Origin of the sequence: Haloarcula taiwanensis (assembly GCA_002844335.1) — an archaeon.
GTDB lineage: Archaea > Halobacteriota > Halobacteria > Halobacteriales > Haloarculaceae > Haloarcula > Haloarcula taiwanensis.
On record CP019154.1, the window covers coordinates 2,579,827 to 2,598,505 of the forward strand.

General features: G+C 64.9%; 18 protein-coding genes. 11 read left to right on the top strand and 7 right to left on the bottom strand.

The features are described 5' to 3' along the window. Positions 1–17: 17 nt before the first annotated feature. On the bottom strand, positions 18–536 hold the full coding sequence (locus BVU17_13110; protein ID AUG48417.1) for a hypothetical protein: 519 nt from the start codon (positions 534–536) through the stop codon (positions 18–20). 86 nt (positions 537–622) lie between these two features. On the opposite strand from BVU17_13110, the gene BVU17_13115 reads away from it, so the two are divergent. The 5 genes from BVU17_13115 (at position 623) to BVU17_13135 (ending at position 7,523) form a co-directional block, all read left to right on the top strand. Further along, a complete protein-coding gene (locus tag BVU17_13115) occupies positions 623–3,295 on the top strand; it encodes a peptide ABC transporter ATP-binding protein (GenBank protein ID AUG48418.1) in 2,673 nt (890 codons plus the stop codon). A gap of 97 nt (positions 3,296–3,392) precedes the next feature. Further along, positions 3,393–5,129, top strand: coding sequence for an ABC transporter substrate-binding protein (locus BVU17_13120; GenBank protein ID AUG48419.1), 1,737 nt, complete (start codon positions 3,393–3,395; stop codon positions 5,127–5,129). 59 nt (positions 5,130–5,188) lie between these two features. Beyond that, the gene (locus tag BVU17_13125; GenBank protein ID AUG48914.1) at positions 5,189–6,232 is read left to right on the top strand and encodes a peptide ABC transporter permease; all 1,044 of its coding nucleotides are present in this window, start codon (positions 5,189–5,191) and stop codon (positions 6,230–6,232) included. Further along, a complete protein-coding gene (locus BVU17_13130; GenBank protein AUG48420.1) occupies positions 6,229–7,158 on the top strand; it encodes a peptide ABC transporter permease in 930 nt (309 codons plus the stop codon). Before BVU17_13125 ends, BVU17_13130 begins: the two co-directional genes overlap by 4 nt. Further along, entirely contained in the window at positions 7,158–7,523 is a 366-nt protein-coding gene (locus BVU17_13135; GenBank protein ID AUG48421.1) for a hypothetical protein, read from the top strand. Before BVU17_13130 ends, BVU17_13135 begins: the two co-directional genes overlap by 1 nt. Here BVU17_13135 and BVU17_13140 read toward each other — a convergent pair. Both BVU17_13140 and BVU17_13145 read right to left on the bottom strand, forming a co-directional pair. Further along, positions 7,515–8,846, bottom strand: coding sequence for a dihydroorotase (locus tag BVU17_13140; GenBank protein ID AUG48422.1), 1,332 nt, complete (start codon positions 8,844–8,846; stop codon positions 7,515–7,517). The two genes, BVU17_13135 and BVU17_13140, sit on opposite strands and share 9 nt — an antisense overlap. Before the next feature lie 24 nt (positions 8,847–8,870). Continuing rightward, positions 8,871–9,554, bottom strand: coding sequence for a lipoate--protein ligase (locus BVU17_13145; protein ID AUG48423.1), 684 nt, complete (start codon positions 9,552–9,554; stop codon positions 8,871–8,873). Positions 9,555–9,781: 227 nt separating this feature from the next. Here BVU17_13145 and BVU17_13150 point away from each other — a divergent pair, with 227 nt between their 5' ends. Beyond that, positions 9,782–10,636 (top strand): hypothetical protein, encoded by an 855-nt coding sequence (locus BVU17_13150; GenBank protein AUG48424.1) that lies wholly within the window; start codon positions 9,782–9,784, stop codon positions 10,634–10,636. Here the strand turns inward: BVU17_13150 and BVU17_13155 are convergent, their stop codons facing one another. Next, complete coding sequence (locus BVU17_13155) at positions 10,637–11,119, bottom strand: hypothetical protein (GenBank protein ID AUG48425.1); 483 nt, start codon at positions 11,117–11,119, stop codon at positions 10,637–10,639. A gap of 3 nt (positions 11,120–11,122) precedes the next feature. Next, entirely contained in the window at positions 11,123–11,695 is a 573-nt protein-coding gene (locus BVU17_13160; GenBank protein ID AUG48426.1) for a cysteine hydrolase, read from the bottom strand. A 145-nt stretch (positions 11,696–11,840) separates the two neighbouring features. On the opposite strand from BVU17_13160, the gene BVU17_13165 reads away from it, so the two are divergent. The 5 genes from BVU17_13165 to BVU17_13185 all read left to right on the top strand — a co-directional run bounded on the left by BVU17_13165 (position 11,841) and on the right by BVU17_13185 (position 16,552). Next, positions 11,841–13,298, top strand: coding sequence for a hypothetical protein (locus BVU17_13165; protein AUG48427.1), 1,458 nt, complete (start codon positions 11,841–11,843; stop codon positions 13,296–13,298). Continuing rightward, complete coding sequence (locus tag BVU17_13170) at positions 13,291–14,652, top strand: hypothetical protein (GenBank protein ID AUG48428.1); 1,362 nt, start codon at positions 13,291–13,293, stop codon at positions 14,650–14,652. The genes BVU17_13165 and BVU17_13170 overlap by 8 nt, the downstream gene beginning before the upstream one ends. Before the next feature lie 52 nt (positions 14,653–14,704). After that, positions 14,705–15,865 carry a nicotinate phosphoribosyltransferase gene (locus BVU17_13175; GenBank protein AUG48429.1) on the top strand — a complete coding sequence of 387 codons (1,161 nt, stop codon included), beginning with the start codon at positions 14,705–14,707 and terminating at the stop codon, positions 15,863–15,865. Positions 15,866–15,899: 34 nt separating this feature from the next. Next, positions 15,900–16,184: a hypothetical protein gene (locus BVU17_13180; protein ID AUG48430.1), complete on the top strand. Its 285-nt coding sequence runs from the start codon at positions 15,900–15,902 to the stop codon at positions 16,182–16,184. Positions 16,185–16,252: 68 nt separating this feature from the next. Further along, the gene (locus BVU17_13185) at positions 16,253–16,552 is read left to right on the top strand and encodes a hypothetical protein (protein AUG48431.1); all 300 of its coding nucleotides are present in this window, start codon (positions 16,253–16,255) and stop codon (positions 16,550–16,552) included. 6 nt (positions 16,553–16,558) lie between these two features. On the opposite strand, the gene BVU17_13190 is transcribed toward BVU17_13185, so the two are convergent. Continuing rightward, positions 16,559–17,413: a ZIP family metal transporter gene (locus tag BVU17_13190; GenBank protein ID AUG48432.1), complete on the bottom strand. Its 855-nt coding sequence runs from the start codon at positions 17,411–17,413 to the stop codon at positions 16,559–16,561. A gap of 97 nt (positions 17,414–17,510) precedes the next feature. Continuing rightward, positions 17,511–18,647 carry a peptidase M50 gene (locus BVU17_13195; GenBank protein ID AUG48433.1) on the bottom strand — a complete coding sequence of 379 codons (1,137 nt, stop codon included), beginning with the start codon at positions 18,645–18,647 and terminating at the stop codon, positions 17,511–17,513. Positions 18,648–18,679: the final 32 nt, after the last annotated feature.

Below are 18,679 nucleotides of genomic sequence, written 5' to 3' on the forward strand. Positions count from 1 at the left end.
CCGCTCTCGGACGGGGTTCAGCCTGGGAAAAACGGCTCGGGGTCCTCGTGGCTGACGGTGACCACCTCGTCGTCGGTAAGCGGGCGGATATGTGAGTACAGTCCGTGGTCGTCGGCGACCTGCGAGAGGTCCGCGCGGTCGGTCTGGTCGTAGTACAGCGGCACGAGCACGGCGAGGTCGTCGCCACATTCCAGCGCGACGAGCAGGAACACCATCCCGTCGCCGGTCGCCCGGAACACCTCGGAGCGGTCGACGGTTCGGTCTTCGAGCGCGTCGGCGACCCGCCGGAATTCGTCGCCGGAAACCACGACATCGAAGCCGAGTCGCCGGGTCTCTGGCTCGTACTCGCCGGTTTGTTCGGCCATTGTCCGCGGCTCACCGGTCAGCACGGTCACGTCGCCAGGGTGGAGTTCGATAGCCTCGCGGCCGTCGTCGCGGTACTGTGTTGCCGTCGCCGCCATGTCGTCGATGACCTGCTCCCAGTGACCGACGACACGGCCGAAGGGGTTAGATTCGGGGTCGGCAGGGTCGTTCATACGTCGAGTGTGGCGGCGGCCGGGATAAATTGTTGGTGGGATAGTGGCACAACAGTTTTACTGGTATTTTGAGAAGTGGGGGACAGATGCGCGACCTCTTAACGTTATCTGACCTCCGAACCCAGTTCGAGACGGACCGCGGCACCGTCAAAGCCGTCGACGGCATCGACCTCACCGTCAGGGAGGGGGAAACCGTCGGTCTGGTCGGCGAGTCCGGATCGGGGAAATCCGTCACAGCGCTATCAGCGATGGATATCGTCGATGACCCCGGTCACATCGCCGGTGGGGAGATCCGGTTCGGCGCAGTTGAGACCGTCACGCGGCTGTCCCGGCAGTATCCCAAAGCCGTACGGACAGAGGACAGCGACAGCGGTTTCATCACTATCGACGCGGCGACGGTCGACCGGAGTCGTCTCCCCGAATCGGTTGAGACGACAGCCGACGACAGGACACTCGCCACACAGTTCATCCGGGAAGCCCCGAAGAAAGCTCTCTCGGAGAGCGGCGACGCGCCCGTCACGATTACCGACGGCTACGTCGATCTGACGGCAGCCCCGGAGCGGGTGATGCGGGACATCCGTGGCGGCGATATGGGAATGATATTCCAGGACCCGATGACATCGCTGAACCCCGCGATAACAGTCGGCGAACAGGTCGCGGAGAGCCTTCGCCTCCACCGTTACGGGAACAAGCGAAACGACTCGTGGTTCAACGCCGTCCGTGAAATCACGCCCTCGATCAGCCGGAGCGGCGAAATGGACGAGGAGATCCGTTCGGATGTCATCTCACTGCTGGAAGAGGTCGGTATCCCGGAACCGGCCGACCGCGTCGACGAGTACCCCCACGAGTTCTCCGGCGGGATGCGCCAGCGCGTGCTCATCGCTATCGCGCTGGCGTGCCGACCGAAGCTGCTAGTCGCCGATGAGCCGACGACGGCGCTCGACGTGACGATTCAGGCCCAGATTCTGGACCTCATCGACGACCTGCAGGCGGACCTCGGGATGTCGGTGTTGTTCATCACACACGACCTCGGCGTCGTCGCGGAGACCTGCGACCGTGTCGCTGTGATGTACGCCGGCGAGATCGTCGAAGAGGGACCGGTCGAGGAGATCTTCCAGAACCCGTCACACCCGTACACGTACACGTTACTCGAATCGATACCCGGCGAGGGGACAGACCGGCTAACTCCGATTGAGGGGAACGTCCCCAGCCTCATCGACATGCCCGAAGGGTGCCACTTCGCCGACCGGTGTCCGTGGGCTCAGCCGGAGTGTCGTGAGGGCGAAATTCCATATCTCCAGCACGGGCCGGACGACGTCACCCACCGCTCGAAATGTATCCTCGAATCGTTCGATACGGACGAATACGGCACCGGCGACGCCGGTGTTGCCGCGACGGAGACGACGCGAACGGACAGACAGCTCATGGAGGTCGACGGGCTGAAAAAACACTTCTCGCGGGCCGACGACCTGCTGGACAAGTACATCGGCAACGAACCGGAGTCAGTCAAAGCCGTTGACGGCGTTTCGATGGACATCTACGAGGGCGAGACGCTGGGACTCGTCGGCGAGTCCGGCTGTGGGAAATCGACGACCGGCCGGACCATCCTCCGGCTTCTCGAGCCGACAGACGGAACGGTTGTTTTCGCCGGACAAGACCTTTCGGAGCTCGACAAGGGCGGTCTTCGGGAAGTCCGTCGGGACCTGCAGATGATCTTCCAAGACCCGATGTCGAGCCTCGACCCGCGGATGACCGTCGGCCAGACGATTATGGAGCCGCTGAAAATCCACGACCTCCCGGCGGACACCGGGGACGGCTCCCGCCGCGAGCAGCGTGTCGAACGGGTGGCCGACCTCATGGAGGCAGTGGGGCTCGACCCAGACCAGTACGACCGCTATCCACACGAACTGTCGGGCGGGCAGCGCCAGCGAGTCGGCATCGCTCGCGCGCTCGCCGTCGACCCCGATTTCATCGTCTGTGACGAACCCGTTTCGGCGCTGGATGTGAGCGTGCAGGCCCAGATAATCAATCTCCTTGAAGACCTCCAGCATGAGTTCGGCCTGACGTACCTGTTCATCGCCCACGACCTCAGTGTGGTGCGCCACATCTGTGACCGCGTCGCCGTGATGTATCTCGGTGAGGTCGTCGAAATCGCCAACACGCCGGACCTGTTCGCGGACCCGAAACACCCCTACACGCGGGCGCTCATGTCGGCGATCCCGGAGCCGGACCCGACCGTCGAGGCCGACCGAATACTGCTGAAAGGCGATGTCCCGTCGCCGATTGACCCGCCGTCGGGCTGTCACTTCCGAACTCGCTGTCCCGAGGTCATCCCGCCAGATATCGATATCGAACAGGAGACCTACCGCGAGGTAATGGACTACCGGCAGCGGGTTGAGGACGAGGCCATCGCCATCGATGCGGTTCGGGAGCAGGCCGGCAAAGCCGACAGCGCCACAGCGGCGACGGACGGTGGCGCGGACCTCGCTGAAGCGCCAAACGGTACAGAACAGGTGCCGGTGGCAGCGTTCAAACAGACAATGGTCGACCGGTTCTTCGAAACGAGCCTGACCGGAGAGAATCGTCGCGTCGTCGAAACGTCGATCGAGCATCTCGCGGACGGAGACTGGGACGCCGCCGCGTCGGTGCTACGCGATAGATTCGAGAGCGTCTGTGAGACGAAACATCCCGAACTCCAGCCGGACGCCCACCCAGCAGCCTGTCACCTTTACGAACAGGAAGACGGCGACAGCGCCTGAGTAATATTACTTAGCTGCACATAACTCTCAGGAGATATATAACAGAATCATTGTTCTATCCGGTACAATTATAATAGATCTGTTTGAACAAAGTCCCATGTCATCCGGTGATTCTCTGGACAGACGGAGCTTCCTTACCGCGGCCGGCAGTGCCGCGGCGGCCGCAACGCTCGCAGGTTGTTCCGGCGACGGCGGCGATGGTGGCGGAACCGAAGGTGGAGACGGTGGCGACGGCACTGGAAGCGATGGTGGCGACGGCGGCGACGGGGGCAGCGACCAGACGCTCGTGTACGCCCGCGGCGACCACCCGGAGAACTACGACCCACAGCAGACGACTAGCGGTGAAGTCGCGAAAGTCACAAACCAGATATTCGATACGCTCATCCAGTTTGCGGCCGGAAGCGGCGGCCAGCTAGAAGATGGGCTCGCAACCGACTACTCTCTCGAGGGAACCACCGCGACGCTGACGCTCCGAGAGGGTGTGATGTTCCACAACGGCGAGGAGTTCACCGCGTCGGACTTCAAGGCGACCTGGCAGCGGTTCACCCAGAGCGACTACCAGTACTACCTCGGCGACGAGACGCGGTCGGGGTACGGCCCGTTCACGCTGGGCGACTGGATCGAGAGCGTCGACGCGAGCCAGGACTACGAACTGACGATCGAACTCACGCAACGGTACGCCCCGTTCCTGCGGAACCTGGCGATGTTCGCCGCGGCCGTCCTCTCGAAGGCCCAGATCGAAGCGATGGGCGACAGTCAGGCTGACCTCGGAGCCGAACCTGCGGGGACCGGCCCCTTCCAGTTCGACACGCTCGATAATCCGAACGAGCGCATCCGACTGACAGCCAACGGCGATTATTGGGGCGACGGTCCGAACGTCGGGACGGTCATTTTCAAGACAATCACCGAAAACAGCACGCGGGTACAGGACGTCATCAACGGGGCCTCACACATCACGGACAACCTCGACTCCTCCGGGTTCCAGCGCGCAGAGGAGAGCGGGACGGCGACGCTGTTGCGGAAGAACGGCATCAACCACGGCTACATGGCGATGAACATGGCCCGGTTCGAGCCGTTCCGGGACCGGCAGGTCCGCCAGGCCATCGCCCACGCCGTCAACACCGAGGCCATCGTCAACCAGATCTATCAGGGCTTTGCAACGCAGGCCTCCCAGCCACTCCCACCCGACGTGCTCGGGCACAACGACGACCTCGACCCGTATTCGACGGACAAAGACCAGGCCCGGTCACTGCTTGAAGAGGCGGGCTACGGTGACGGCTTCGAGTTCGAACTCGCGACGTTCTCGAATCCCCGGGGATACAACCCCAGCCCGGTCCAGACCGCAAACCAGGTGAAATCCGACCTGGAGGACATCGGCCTGACGGTCAACATCAACCAGTTCTCCAACTTCGGACCGTACCTGGACTACACCTCCGCCGGGAAACACGACGCCTGCTTCCTCGGCTGGTACACCGACAACGCCGACCCGGACAACTTCATGTACGTCCTGCTTGACCCGAAAGTCGAGATGGACGCCGTCCCCGACGGCCAGGACTGGGTCAGCTTCGACACCGAGGGGTACTCGACGCTCAACGTCTCCGGGTGGGCCAACACCGACTACATGGAGCTCGTCCGCGAGGCCCAGCGGACCTACGCCGAAGGCGACCGCGAGACGATGTACGAGGAGGCCGCACAGATCGCCTACGACGAGTCACCATGGGTGTTCATCGACTACGCAGAGACGCTCCGGGCGGTCAACGAGGCTGTCGTCGAAGATTCTTACACGGTCAGCTCCGTCGGTGGCCCGTATCTTAACACGGTCGAGCTGCAGTAGCGCTTCAAGAGAACTTTCGAATGAACTGGACACAGTTTCTTTTCAGGCTGATCGAGCCGGTGGTACCGCCACGGTTCGTCATCAAGCGGTTGCTGTTGCTCATCCCTGTGCTGTTCGGCGTGGCGTCGGTCGTCTTCGCGATTCTCCACCTGGCCCCGGGCGACCCGGCTATCGTCATCGCCGGCCAGCGAGCGTCGGCCGAACAGCTAGAACAGATACGTGTTGAGCTGGGACTTCGACGGCCGCTCTGGGAGCAGTACCTGAGCTTCCTGTGGGACGCGGCGCGGTTCGACTTCGGCCAGTCCTACAGCATCAGTCGCGGGAACAGCGTTCGTTCGGTCATCGCAGACCGGCTCCCAATCACGCTCGAGCTCGCGATATACGGCCAGGCGGCAGGCATCCTGCTCGGTCTGCCACTGGGCATTATCTCGGCAGTCAAGCAGGATTCGCTGACGGACCACGTCACCCGAATCGGTGCGCTGACCGGCATCTCCGTGCCGATATTCTGGTCCGGACCGCTGCTCATCCTACTGTTCTCGACCTATCTCGACGTGTTTCCGACCAGCGGCCGTATCAAATCGACGCTATTCCTCCCCGATACCTGGACGCTGCTGGGCCGTGAACTGCCCCTGACTGGGATGATAACCGTCGACACGATTCTGCTCGGGAACACCGAAGCGTTCCTCTCGGCGATCCATCACCTGTTCCTGCCGGCAGTGGTCATCGGCGTCTACTCGACGGCGCTCATCTCCCGGATGATGCGCTCCTCGATGCTCGAAGTCATCCGGCAGGACTACATCCGGACCGCGCGGGCGAAAGGGCAGGGTGCGAAGATCACGCTGATGAAACACGGCTTCCGGAACGCGTTGATTCCGGTCGTCACCGTCATCGGTATCCAGTTCGGCACGCTGCTGGGCGGGGCAGTCCTGACCGAAACCGTGTTCGGTATCAACGGGATGGGGCTGACCATCGTCACCGCCATCGGCGTCTCTGACTACCCGGTGGTTCAGGGCACAGTGCTCACCTTTGCCCTGCTGTTCACGCTCGTGAACCTCCTCGTCGACGTCACCTACAGTTACCTCGACCCACGGATTCAACAATGAGTACGGACACCGAGACACGGGGCACGCTGGGACGCCTGCGAGCGTCTCCGTTCCTCGCCGACCTGCTGACGAACCGCCTCGCCGTCGTCGGGCTGACGATTATCCTCAGCATGGCGGCCGTCGCCATCTACGCCCGCGTGACATACGACTTCGGCGCGCTCACGAGCTCGCAGTTGGGCACCGAGATTGCCGACCGCGCGCCGCCCGGCTGGCTCGGTCCAGCGCCCGCGAACCAGCAGCTGTTCGGCACGGACGCGGCGGCTCGTGACATCTACAAGCGGAGCCTGTACGGTGCGTGGCTGGCCCTGAAGTTCGGGACGATCACAGTCGGGACTTCGACAACCGTGGGCGTCGGTCTGGGGATTATCGCGGCGTACTACGGCGACGTGACCGATAACGTCATCATGCGGACGATGGACGTGCTGTTGGCGTTCCCGCCGCTGTTGCTCGCGCTTGCGCTGGTCGCCATCTTCCCGCGGGACCTCGGTCTCTGGCGGGCCGTGGTGGCGCTCGTGCTGGTGTACACGCCGCGGTTCGCCCGGGTCGTCCGTGGGGCCGCGCTCAAAGTGCTCGAAGACGAGTACGTCGACGCCACGGTCGCGCTTGGCGCGACCGATCCGCGGGTTCTCGTCCGGCACATCCTGCCGAACACGCTCGCGCCGATTACCGTCCAGTCCACGCTGAACTTCGGACTCGCCATCATCGACCTCGCGGCGCTGTCGTTCCTCGGGTTCGGTGCGCAGGCAGGGACGCCGTCGTGGGGCCTGATGCTATCCCGTGGTGTCGAGAACGGCCTCCTGACAGGGGAGTGGTGGCTCTCCTTCTTCCCGGGGCTGTTCCTCGCTATCACCGTGCTAGGGTTCAACTTGCTCGGTGACGGAATGCGCGACGCACTCGATCCACGGATGCGCGAAGCGGTCGACTGATGGCCCAGCGCGGTGACCCACCGCGGCTCCGGCAGTACGTCGCGGCCCGGGCGCGACTGGTTGGGAGTGGGCTGGGCGTCGGCTTCCTGCTTGGCAGCCTCGGCATGGCGGGCTGGACGCTGTACACCGGTGATGCACGGTCGAGTGAAGCGACGGTGTTCGCTCTCGGTGCACTGGTGTTCGGCTTTGGCCTGCTGGGCTGGTCAGGGTCGATACTCGCCGGCCGCGGCATCGAAGCTATGCAGGAACACATGGACACACGGAGCAACTGGACCGAGCGCAATTCGCGGCGGGCGATGGCACGACTCTGTGGCGGTGGCGGCGGGATAATGGTCGGGACGTCGGTCGTCGCGGCGTTATTCTAGTCGTTCGCTGTCCGCGCCCCGGACGTTCTCGCCCTGATGATCGTAGAACACATCTTCCTGGGCTGTTGTGTCGGCAGCGTCCAGCGCGTCGCCGCGCTCGTAGACAACTGTACCCCGGACCATCGTCCATTCAGGGAACACCGCATCGTAGCCCTCAAACGGCGTCCAGCCACATTTCGAGTGGAGCGTCTCACCGCTGATGTCGCTCGTTTCGGTCGTGTCAACGAGCACGAGGTCGGCGTCCTTTCCGGCTTCGATGGCCCCCTTCTGTTGGATGTCGAACACGTCGGCAGGATTGCGTGCGGTGAGGTCGCGAACGCGCTCGTAGGTGAGCCCGCTGTCCGGGTCACGGGCTTCGGCCAGTAGGAGCGGGAGGACCGTCTCGACGCCAGGGACGCCCGACGGCGCGTCCCAGATGCTGGCGTCTTTCTCCTCGCGAGTGTGTGGGGCGTGGTCCGTCGCAATCATATCGACGGTGCCGTCGACGACGCGCTCGTAGAGTTTCTGTCGGCGCTTCTCGCGGCGCAGGGGCGGATTCATCCGCCCGAAGGTCCCCAGCTCAGAGAGGTCACGCCGGGAAAGCAGCAAATGGTGTGGCGTTACCTCGGTCGTCATCCCGGCTTCGCTGGCGATGTCGACGCCCTCCGGCGTGGACGTGTGGGCGATGTGTATCGTCGCGTCGTGCTCTTTCGCGACTGCACAGGCCCGCTCGACGGCTTTCTCTTCGGCCTTTGCAGTCCGGAACGCGCTCCATGCGTCGGCGTCATCGCGGGCCTTGGCATCGTCGTTGAAGTAGTCGGCGTCCTCGGCGTGGACCGTGACCGGTACGTCGTTGTCGGTGGCAGCGTTCAGCGCATCGGCAAAGAGGTCGGCCTCGATACCCATGTCGCCGGTCGAATCCGCGAGAAACACCTCGCCGAGTGCGAACAGGCGACGGCGCAGGAGGACGTTCGGAATCCAGTCGGCCGTAACGCCGCCGTTGATACCCCAGTCGACGATAGAGTCAGCAGCGAACTCGGCTTTCTGGTCAAACGACTCGCCGTCGATAGTCGGCGGGTCGGTGTTTGGCTGGTCGACAACGGTTGTGACGCCGCCGGCTGCCGCGGCCCGCGACCCGCTCTCCCACGTCTCCTTGTGCGGGTAGCCGGGCTGGCGGAAGTGGACGTGGGCGTCGATCATTCCCGGAAACAGCCGCTTGCCGGTCGCTTCGATGACGTGCTCGTCGGACGCGGCGAGATCGCGGCCGACTTCGACGATTGACTCGCCACGCACCCGAACGTCGCGTTGGCGGCCGTCCGGCAGCGTCGCGTTACGAATGAGCATACGCCCTGTCGGCCGGGCGCACCCCTAAGTCTCTCGGATAGCGCTCACCGACACCTCGCGGCCGTCAGCCAGCGACTGCTCCAGCGCCGCGATGACTCGGTCAGGGTCGTCGGTGCCTCCAGCATCAGCGACACTCCCGACGCTCTGTGTGTCGAACCGGACATCGAGTGCCTCGTAGACTGGGGCCAGCACCCCTGCGATGGCCTCGTGGTCCCGAACGACGACGATGCCGCCGACAACGGCGACAGACTGGCGGACGCGCTGGGCGAGTCCAGTTATTTTGCCGTCAGCCTGAAGCGAGTGGCTCCCCGGACAGAACGCGGCGTCTGGTTCCCCGGTCCGAGCGGTGATACCGCAGTCATCGAGGGCACGTTTTACAGCGGCTTTGGTCCACTCGTAGCGGTCGTCGATCGTCCCTCGCGGGTCCTCGGTCGGGACGGCGAGAGAGAACGAAACGGTCGATCCGGTGTATGCGACGGCGCGGCCCCCCACAGCGCGCTCGATGACGGTGTACCCCTGGTCGCGGGCAGCCCGGCACGCTCGGTCGTAGCCGTCGCTGTTCGCGTCACGGCGGCCGAACGCGACCTGTCCGTGCGGTCGCCAGGCTCGCAGGGCTGGTTCGCGGTCTTCGGCGACCGTCTCAGCCATCTCACGGGTCCGCTCGAAGTCGGTTTCGGGGTCGGCAGTGCGGCCCCGTAGCAGACGCATAGGCAGACTGTACGGACCCTCGGGATTAAAACGTCCGCCAGTTCAGCAGACAAGTCTCTCTCGACGGCAGAGAGCGAACAGGCGACACGTGGCCGTCGCGGCGGGACGTGTCGCACACCCGCTGCCCCCGCCGCGGTGGTCGTCAGCGCACACGAACCAGTGGTCACGTCATCCGTCTTGAACGCTTGGACGACAGAGCCATACCGGTACACGCCTAATCGCCGCCGATGGTCGTCACGATATCGCGAGACGTGCTCTTCCAGTACTACCGGTTCTCCCTGTACAACTCGCCGTTCGACGCCCACGACGAGGGGTGTGCCATCGACCTCTACCCCGACGGCGAGCGCGCGCCGTCGCCGGTCGCCGGCGAGGTCGTCGATACGAAGACGGTTCAGGCCCCACCGAAGGCCTACGCCGCCGAGCACGACCACCTCATCGTGATTGATACTGGCGATACTGTAGCGCGGTTACTGCACGTCGACCCGGCCGTCGAACCCGGTGAGACGGTTACCGTCGGCGACGACCTCGGAGAACTGGTCCGGGCGGGCTTTTTCGCCCCGTGGGTCCCGAACCACATCCATCTCGGCTTCCGTGACCCCGGCACGAACCCCTACCGGGCGTCGGGGTCGCTGCCGGTCGACGTGGCAGTGGACGTGACGCCGCTGTCGTGGGACGGGACCGGGACCGTCGTCGCCGGCGGCGAAACGTGGGTCCGACTCGACGAGCCGGTCCATCCAGCACCCGGTGACTCCTTCGCTGGCATCGCTAACGATATCGACGGCGACAATTCAGGCGTCCTCGACGGCGGCTTGCCACACTACTCGGGCGGGGGATTGCTGTCCAGTGACGGGACAACGGCCGCCGCTATCGCCGGAGCGGGTGTCGGGACAGCCGACGGCCGCACGGTCGCGTGGGACGACCTGACCGTACTGGCAAACGGCGACCCAATAACAGGTATCGCGCTGTTCTGTGGCCGCGAGCGTTTCGGCGCGAAGCTCGTCGGCGAGGAGGTCGACCTCGCCGTCGGCGACGAGGTGCGGGTGAGTATCGAACGGGACACGACTGGCGACGACGCCGCGTAGCTACGACTCCCCGTAGCGCTCGGCGTGGGCCTGCCTCGCCTGTTCGTAAGCCGGGTCCTCGCGGACCGCATCGAGGTGCTCCTTGTACGCCAGCGCTATCTCGCGTTTCTCCGGGTCGTACCACTCCTGCGGTTCGCGTTGCTCGCCGTCCACGTATTTCTGCCCGCCCGGATATTTTGCGTAGCGCATCGCCCGCGTCCACCCCATCTGGAGGTACTTGCGAGCCATGTCCATCCCGACGAACTCTCCATTGTCGCGGTACTCACGGTAGCGGTCGTGGATAGATTCGGCGGCCGTCGTCGCCCCGTCGAGGTCGGCGACTGTCCAGTCGGGAAGCAGTTCGCTCTTGTACGGTTCGATTTTGAATGCGCCCTGCTCATCGGCCGTGTGTCGGTAGTGCTCTGGGTGGTTGCGGAAATTCAGGTCGTACTCGGGACCGTCATCGACCTCGCCGACGTCGCCGTGGACCGGGTCCTCGCCCATCGGTCAGGCGAACGTGAGGTCGTCACGGTCAGTCAGTTCACCGAACAGCCACTCGGCGTGGTCCAGTGCGTACTCGCGGTGCTCCTCCTCGATGTAGCCGACGGCGTCCTCGACGAGGACCGGGCGGTAGTCGCGCAGGCCGGCACTGGAAGCGGTGTGGAGCACACAGACGTTCGCGAGCGTGCCACAGATAGCCAGGTCCTTGACCCCGTGGGCGTCGAGCCAGCCTTCGAGTTCCGTCTGGTAGAAGGCGTCGTAGGTGTGCTTGACGACGACCAGATCCTCGTCCTGCGGGTCGAGGTCCTCGACGAGTTCAGTCTCCCAAGAACCTTCGACGACGTGTTCGCCCCACCGGTCGAACTCGTCGTAGTAGTGGGTGTCTTCGAACTGGTCGGGCGGATGCACGTCGCGGGTGAACACAATCTTCGCGCCAGCGTCACGGGCACGGTCGACGAGTTCGGTGCAGGACTCGATGGCCGCTTCGCTGTCCGGTGCGTAGAGGATTCCATCGGGGTGGCAGAAGCCGTTCTGCATATCGACGACGACCAGGGCGGTCTGTGCTGGGTCGAGTTCCATACGGGAGCTTTGGCGGGGCGAGACTACGAAAGTTACTCCGACGGTAGTTCAGACGCGCAAACAGACGCACAAATTCGTTCTGCCGGACGAATGTGTCCACAGTGAGCGTGTGACTTTTCACTGTGGTAACCTACCGTGGAAGTAGATGCGCCGCCCTTTCGCCCTCGTCGTTCTCTGTGCCGTTGTGCTGTTACTTGCGGGGTGTCAGGCACCCACTACGTCGCCAGAGGCGGAGTCGAGCACCGTCGATCTGACGCCGATCGAACCCGCGACCGACTACGGGAACAACGGCTCCGCTCCGGCAGCGCCTGCGACGGACCGGCTGGGCTACGAGAACGGCTACTGGTACAACGAATCGCTGTCGGTAACGACCGAGGACGGACTGAACAAGACGGAGCGGGACGCCGTCGTCGCCCGGACGATGGCCCGCGTCGAGCGGCTTCGCGGGCTAGAGTTCAAAGAGACAGTCCCGGTCTCCGTCGTCTCACGGGCTGAGTACCGCAACAACACGGGCGGCGGCGAGGTCGGCGATTCGCTGCGCCGGTTCGACAACGCGAAGTTCGAGGCGCTGTTTTTCATCGGCGAGGACCGCGATTCCATCGCCGTCCAGAACAGCAATCGCGGGGAGAGCGTGCTGGGCTACTACAGCAGCCAGCGCGGTGAAATCGTCATCGTCAGCGACTCCGAAACGCCGACGATTAGCCGGGGCACGCTGGCCCACGAACTCGTCCATGCGCTGCAGGACCAGCACTTTGGCCTCGGAAGTGACGCGCGGACGCGGGATCAGGTGCAGGGTCGGAACGGCGTGGTCGAAGGCGACGCCGTCGCCGTCACCCAGACCTACACCGACCGCTGTGGCGAGGCATGGCGCTGTATCGACAGGCCTGCCCAGAGCGGCGGTGGCGGCGGTGCTCGCCACTTCGGCATCAATTTCATGCAGTATTTCCCCTACAGCGACGGGCCCGGACTGGTCGGCGACCTTCGAGAACGCGGCGGTTGGAGCGCCGTCAACGACGCCTACGACGACTATCCCGACGGGGCCGCCGAAGTGACCTACCCCGGGCGCTACCCCGAGTGGGAACCCGAGTCAGTCTCGCTTGCGGACCAGTCCAGCGGCGACTGGGAGCGGGTCAGACCCTCGACTGACCGCAACCGTCCCGACTACGCCGTCGTCGGCCCGTCAGCTATCGCGGGGTCGATGGCGTACACCATCGCCGATGACTACAACGAGTCGAGCGTCGTCCGGACGCGAGATGTCATCAACTACGAGGACGGGTCGCTGGACAGTGACAACCCGTACAACTACGACCTGCCCGCCACCGACGGCTGGCAGGGCGGTCGGATGCACGTCTACGAGAGCGGCGACGAGACGGCGTACGTCTGGAAGACAACCTGGGCCAGCGAGGCCGACGCTCGCGAGTTCGCCGATGCCTGGACGGCGGTCATCGCTCACTGGGGCGGCACTCGAACCGCAGAGGGGCACTGGATAATAGCGGAAGACAGCCCCTACACCGACGCTGTTTCGGTCAGGGTCGACGGGCAGACCGTCACCGTCGCGAACGCACCGACAGCCGACGAACTGAGCGAGGTCCACGATGCGTAAGGAACTGCTCATTGCGCTGGCGGTCGTCCTGGCGGGCTGTACGGTCCCGTCCTTCGGCGGCAGCGACCACCCCGAGACGCCGACCGGTGAGGACGCAATCGGCTACGAGAACGGGTACTGGTACGACGACCCGGTGTCGGTGACGACCGGCGACGGGCTAAACGAGAGCGAGCGGGAGGCCGTCGTCGCCCGGACAATGGCCCGCGTCGAGCAGGTCCGCGACTTGGAGTTCAAAGACTCGGTCCCGGTTTCGGTTATCTCCCGAGCCGAGTACCAGAATCGCTCTGGAGGCAACGGTAGCGGCGGCAGCAGCCGTCCACAGGACCCCTGGAACGACCAAGTGTGGGAGGCGCTCTTGCTCATCGGCGAGGACTCGGGCAGCAGCGAGGAAATCGACAACACGCTGTCGACGACGGTCCAAGGCTACTACTCGCCGAGTCGGGACGAGATTGTCATCGTCAGCCCGACAGAGACGCCACAGATCGACCGGCGGACGCTCTCACACGAACTGGTCCACGCCCTGCAGGACCAGCACTTCGGGCTGAACGGCTCCGCAAAGACGCAGGACACGCAGCTGTCACGACAGGGTGTCACAGAGGGCGAGGCTAACTACGTCCGCATCCTCTACGAGCGCCGCTGTGGCGACGGCTGGGGCTGCATCGCGCTCCCCGACCGGACGAACAGCGGGGGCAGCAGCGACGACGGCGACGGCGGGAGCCAGGAGCCGAGCTACAACGAGGGGCTGTTCACCGTCCTGTATCAGCCCTACGTCACCGGGCCGCGGTTCGTCGATCAGATGCGTTCGGACGGCGGTTGGGGCGCTGTCGACGAGCTGCACGACGATTTCCCGGATAGCACCGAGCAGGTACTCCACCCGGACAAGTACCCCGACGAAAAGCCCGTGAACGTCAGTGTCACCGACCGTTCGTCCGACGAGTGGAGTCGCTTCGACCACGACCCGGTCGGCGACACGGTTGGAGAGACCTCGATTTACGCGATGATGTACCACAACGGGCAGGTGGAGGCCGACCGCTACAGCTATGAGAGCGATATCTCGGCCGGCTGGGGCGGTGACCTCGTCGTGCCCTACCGCAACGGCTCGGGCGGCTACGGCTACGTCTGGGAGACCCGCTGGGATACCGAGGAAGACGCGAGGGAGTTCGAACAGGCCTACCGGGCGGCGTTGACAGAGGAGCACGACGCCAGCCAGCCCCGCAGTAACGTCTACGTCGTCCCAGAAGACGACCAGTTCAACGACGCCTTCCGCGTGGTCCGGTCAGGCAAGACCGTCCGCATTGTCAACGGACCGACAGTGGGCGACCTCGACGATATCCACCAGCAAGCAGGGTCCTGAAGGGAAGTCGCCGACCGGACCGCTTTTTTCGCCACACTGAAAACACCGTGCCATGAGCGAGGAGTTCGATATCGTCTCGCCAGAGGCGATTCGCGAGGGACGGGCGACCGACGCCTACTTCGACCGGACGATGGAGGCGCTAGAGCACGCGGGTAAGAACCCGGACGTGGTCGCCGAGGTGACGGCGAACCAGTTCGCGACGGGGACCTGGAAACTGCTGGCCGGGCTGAAAGACGCCGCGCGGTTGCTCGACGGGCGCGCCGTCGACGCCGACGCGCTCCCCGAAGGACAGCTGTTCGACGGCGGTCCAGTGATGCGAATCGAGGGGTCCTACCGGGATTTCTGTCGGCTGGAGACCGCGCTCCTCGGTTTTCTCTCACATCCAACAGGCATCGCGACGCGGGCGTTAGAAGCGCGCCACGCCGCGCCGGAGTCGACGGTGCTATCCTTTGGCTCGCGCCACGTCCACCCCTCGATAGGGGCGATGGTCGAGCGGGCGGCGCTACTGGGTGGCCTCGACGGCATCTCGAACGTCGCCGCCGGCGAGGTCATCGGCCGCGAAGCCGGCGGGACGATGCCCCACGCGCTGATGATCTGCTTCGGCCGAGGCAACCAGGAGGCGGCGTGGCGAGCGTTCGACGAGGCAGTCCCCGAGGAGACGCCCCGCATCGCGCTGACCGACACCTACAGCGACGAGGCCGACGAGGCGCTGCGGGCGGCCGAGGCCATCGACGACCTCGCGGGCGTCCGCCTGGACACCACCGGGTCCCGCCGCGGCGACTTCCGGCACATCGTCCGCGAGGTCCGGTGGACGCTGGACGCCTACGGCCACGAGGACGTGGACTTGTTCCTCTCCGGGGGGCTGACGCCGACGACGCTCCGGGAACTCCGGGAGGTGGCCGACGGCTTCGGCGTCGGGAGCTACGTCGCCAACGCCGACCCGCTGGACTTCGCGCTGGACATCGTCGAGGTGGACGGCGAGCCGGCGGCAAAGCGGGGCAAGCTCACCGGCAAGAAGTCGGTGTACCGGACCGAATCGGGCGGCCACCACGTCGGGCTGGCCGACCGCGAGGGACCGGCCGAGGCCGAGTCGCTCATGAGGCCACTGGTTCGGGACGGCGAAGTCGTCCGGGAGTTCGATCTTGATTCTGCCATCGAGCGCGCGGCGTCGGACGCCGAGCGGGTCGGCTACGAGGGCGTCGGGGACGAGTAACGGGCGTTAAGTCGCCGGCCCGCCTACGCGGCGTATGGTCGACCGCATCATGAAGGTCAACGCGTACACGACCTTCGACTTGCTCGACGGTGAGGTAGAGGGCCACGGCTTCGAGGAGGAGGCCCTGGCCGTCCTGAACGTGACCGCGCCGCGGAAGAACCCGGACCACGTCGAACTCCAACTGGAGATGGACAACACCGACCTCGACGCGGTGAAGCCCCACGCTGACTCGGTGACGCTGTCGGCGGCTCAGGCCCGCGAACTGGCCACCGAACTGGAGGAGTACGCCGAAAAAGTCGAGGACGCACAGTCGGAGTAGTCCGTCACGGCAATAGTCATGCATCGCGGTTCGATAATTCTATGGTGTGAAGACACATACCACGAAATATGTCAACCGAGACGCCCGGTAATCCAGCCGCACGGGAGCTCGGCTACTGCCCGTGCTGTGGCTACCAGACGCTCCCGGAGGGCCGGCCCGGGTCCTACGAGATGTGTCCGGTGTGTCACTGGCTCGACGACCCCATCCAGTTCGGGGACGCGGAGTTCGTCAGCGATACGAACCACGTCTCGTTGACCGAGGCGCGGGAGAACTTCCGCGAACACGGGGCGTGTTCGCCCGACGAAGCCGGGGACTGCGAGACGCCGACGGACCTCGACCGCGACCCGAACTGGCCCTACGACGAGTGAGGTAGGTCAGGCCGCGAGCGCGATGTCCAGGTACAGCATGACGATGACGCCCGCCATCAGCCCGAGCGTGGCGACCCGCTCGTAGCCGCGCTGGTGCGTCTCGGGGATTATCTCGTCGGAAATCACGAACAACATTGCGCCCGCCGCAAAGCCCATCGCGTAGGGGAGCAGTGGCTCGACGGTCACGACGGCGACAGCGCCGAGTACGGCGAGCGGGATTTCCACGGCACCGGAGCGGATTCCTGAGAAGACGGCATAGAGCCGGCGGTCCAGACCCGCGTTGATTGCCGCGACAGAGACGGCCAGCCCCTCGGGTATGTTCTGGATGCCGATGGCAAGCATCAGCGAGAGCGCGCTCCCGATCCGGAGCGGGTCGCCGGCGGCCGCACCAAAGCCGACGCCGACGGCCAGGCCCTCGGGGATGTTGTGCAGCGTGATCGCGAGGATGAACAGAATGACGCCGGTCAGCTTCGAGTCGTCCACCGAGAGGTCCTGAGTGGGGTTGGCCGCGTCCGACCGGCGGCTTCCCGTCAGCAGGTAGTGGGCGTGCGGGACGAGCCCGTCCGCGCGATCCAGAAACAGCGCTCCGAGCGCGACGCCGACGAGCGTCGGAATCGGATTGCCGCCCGAGTACTGCTCGATGCCGGGGATGATGAGGCTCGTGAACGCAGCGGCCAGCATCACGCCGGCGGCGAACCCAAGCGCCGTGTCCAGCGCCCGCTCAGAGGGGTCACGCCAGACCAGCACGAGCGACGCGCCGAAGAGGTTCATCGTCGCGATGATGACCCCGCCGACGAGGCCGTTTATCAGCGGGTCGGTGCCGACGAGGTCGACAAACAGGTCGACAAACCCGGATTGCATTGTCCAGTAGTGCACGTCGCCCCCTCTTGTGTGTACCGACCGTTAGAGCGGGAGCGCTGACCCAATTCGAAAACGTCTCGATGCCTCAGCCACGCTGCTAGAACGGTTCCGGCGAGCCGACGAGCCGCCGCATCTCCATCGCGCTGGCGAAGTCGTCCCGGGAGACAACGCGGGTTCCCTCGGGGCCGTCGACGAATGCGGCAGTGGCTCTGGCGGTGTCGAGTTCGACGAGCGCATCGAAGGCTGCCGTCTCTGAGGCAAAGCGCGGCAGGTCAGTGTCCATCAGGTCGGCGACGGTGTCGGCTTCGCGTTCAGTCTTCGAGAGTGCCCTGAAGTCGCCAACTGTGACGACGCCGATTACGTCGCCGCCGCGCGTGACGGCGAACTCGGTCCGCCGACCAGCGAACATCCGGTCGACGAGATCCTCGACAGTTGCGTCGGCCTCAATAGTCGCGTCGAGTGGGCTAGCCACGTCATCGACGGTCAGCCCCTCAAGCAGCGCTGCCAGGGCGACGGTACGGGATTCGCTCGATGCGGCGCCGTAGACGAACAGCGCGAGCAGCAGCAACAGCGGGCTGAACGAGAGGACGCCGACGACGGCGAACAGCACGGCGAACCCGGTCCCGACCCGAGCGGCGATTCGGGTCGCCGTCGCGTACGGCCGCTTTCGTGCGAGCAGTGCCCGGAGCACGCGGCCGCCGTCCATCGGGAAGGCCGGCAGCATGTTGAACACGGCGAGGAAGATGTTCGTGACGGCTAGCCAGCCGATAACGAACAGCGTTACCTGCGCACTCGCCGGCAAGGCAAACAGTGCGGCGTAGCAGGCAAGCCCGGTCAGAATACTCACGGCCGGGCCGGCCAGCGCGATGACGAGTTCCCGATTCCACTCTTTGGGCATTGCTTCGAGGTTGGCGAGACCGCCAAGAATCCAGAGCGTGATGGACTCGACCCGGAGGTCGTAGCGCATCGCTGCCCATGCGTGGCCCAGTTCGTGGAGGGCGACGCTGGCGAACAGGCCCACGGCCGCGGCGGTGCCGATGAGCCACGGTGTCTGGCCCGCGGTCAGCACCGTAAGGTCGAGTGGCACGCCCGACAGGGCACTCACGATACCGGCATACACAGATATCTGTGCTCCGCTGCCGATAATCCAGGCCAGCACCGGCAGGAAAATCAGCAGTGAGATGTTGACCCGTATCGGAATGCCCCAGACCGTCGTGATGTGGAAGTTTCGCACGGGCGAGCAGACGGGCAGCGCTCGGGTATATC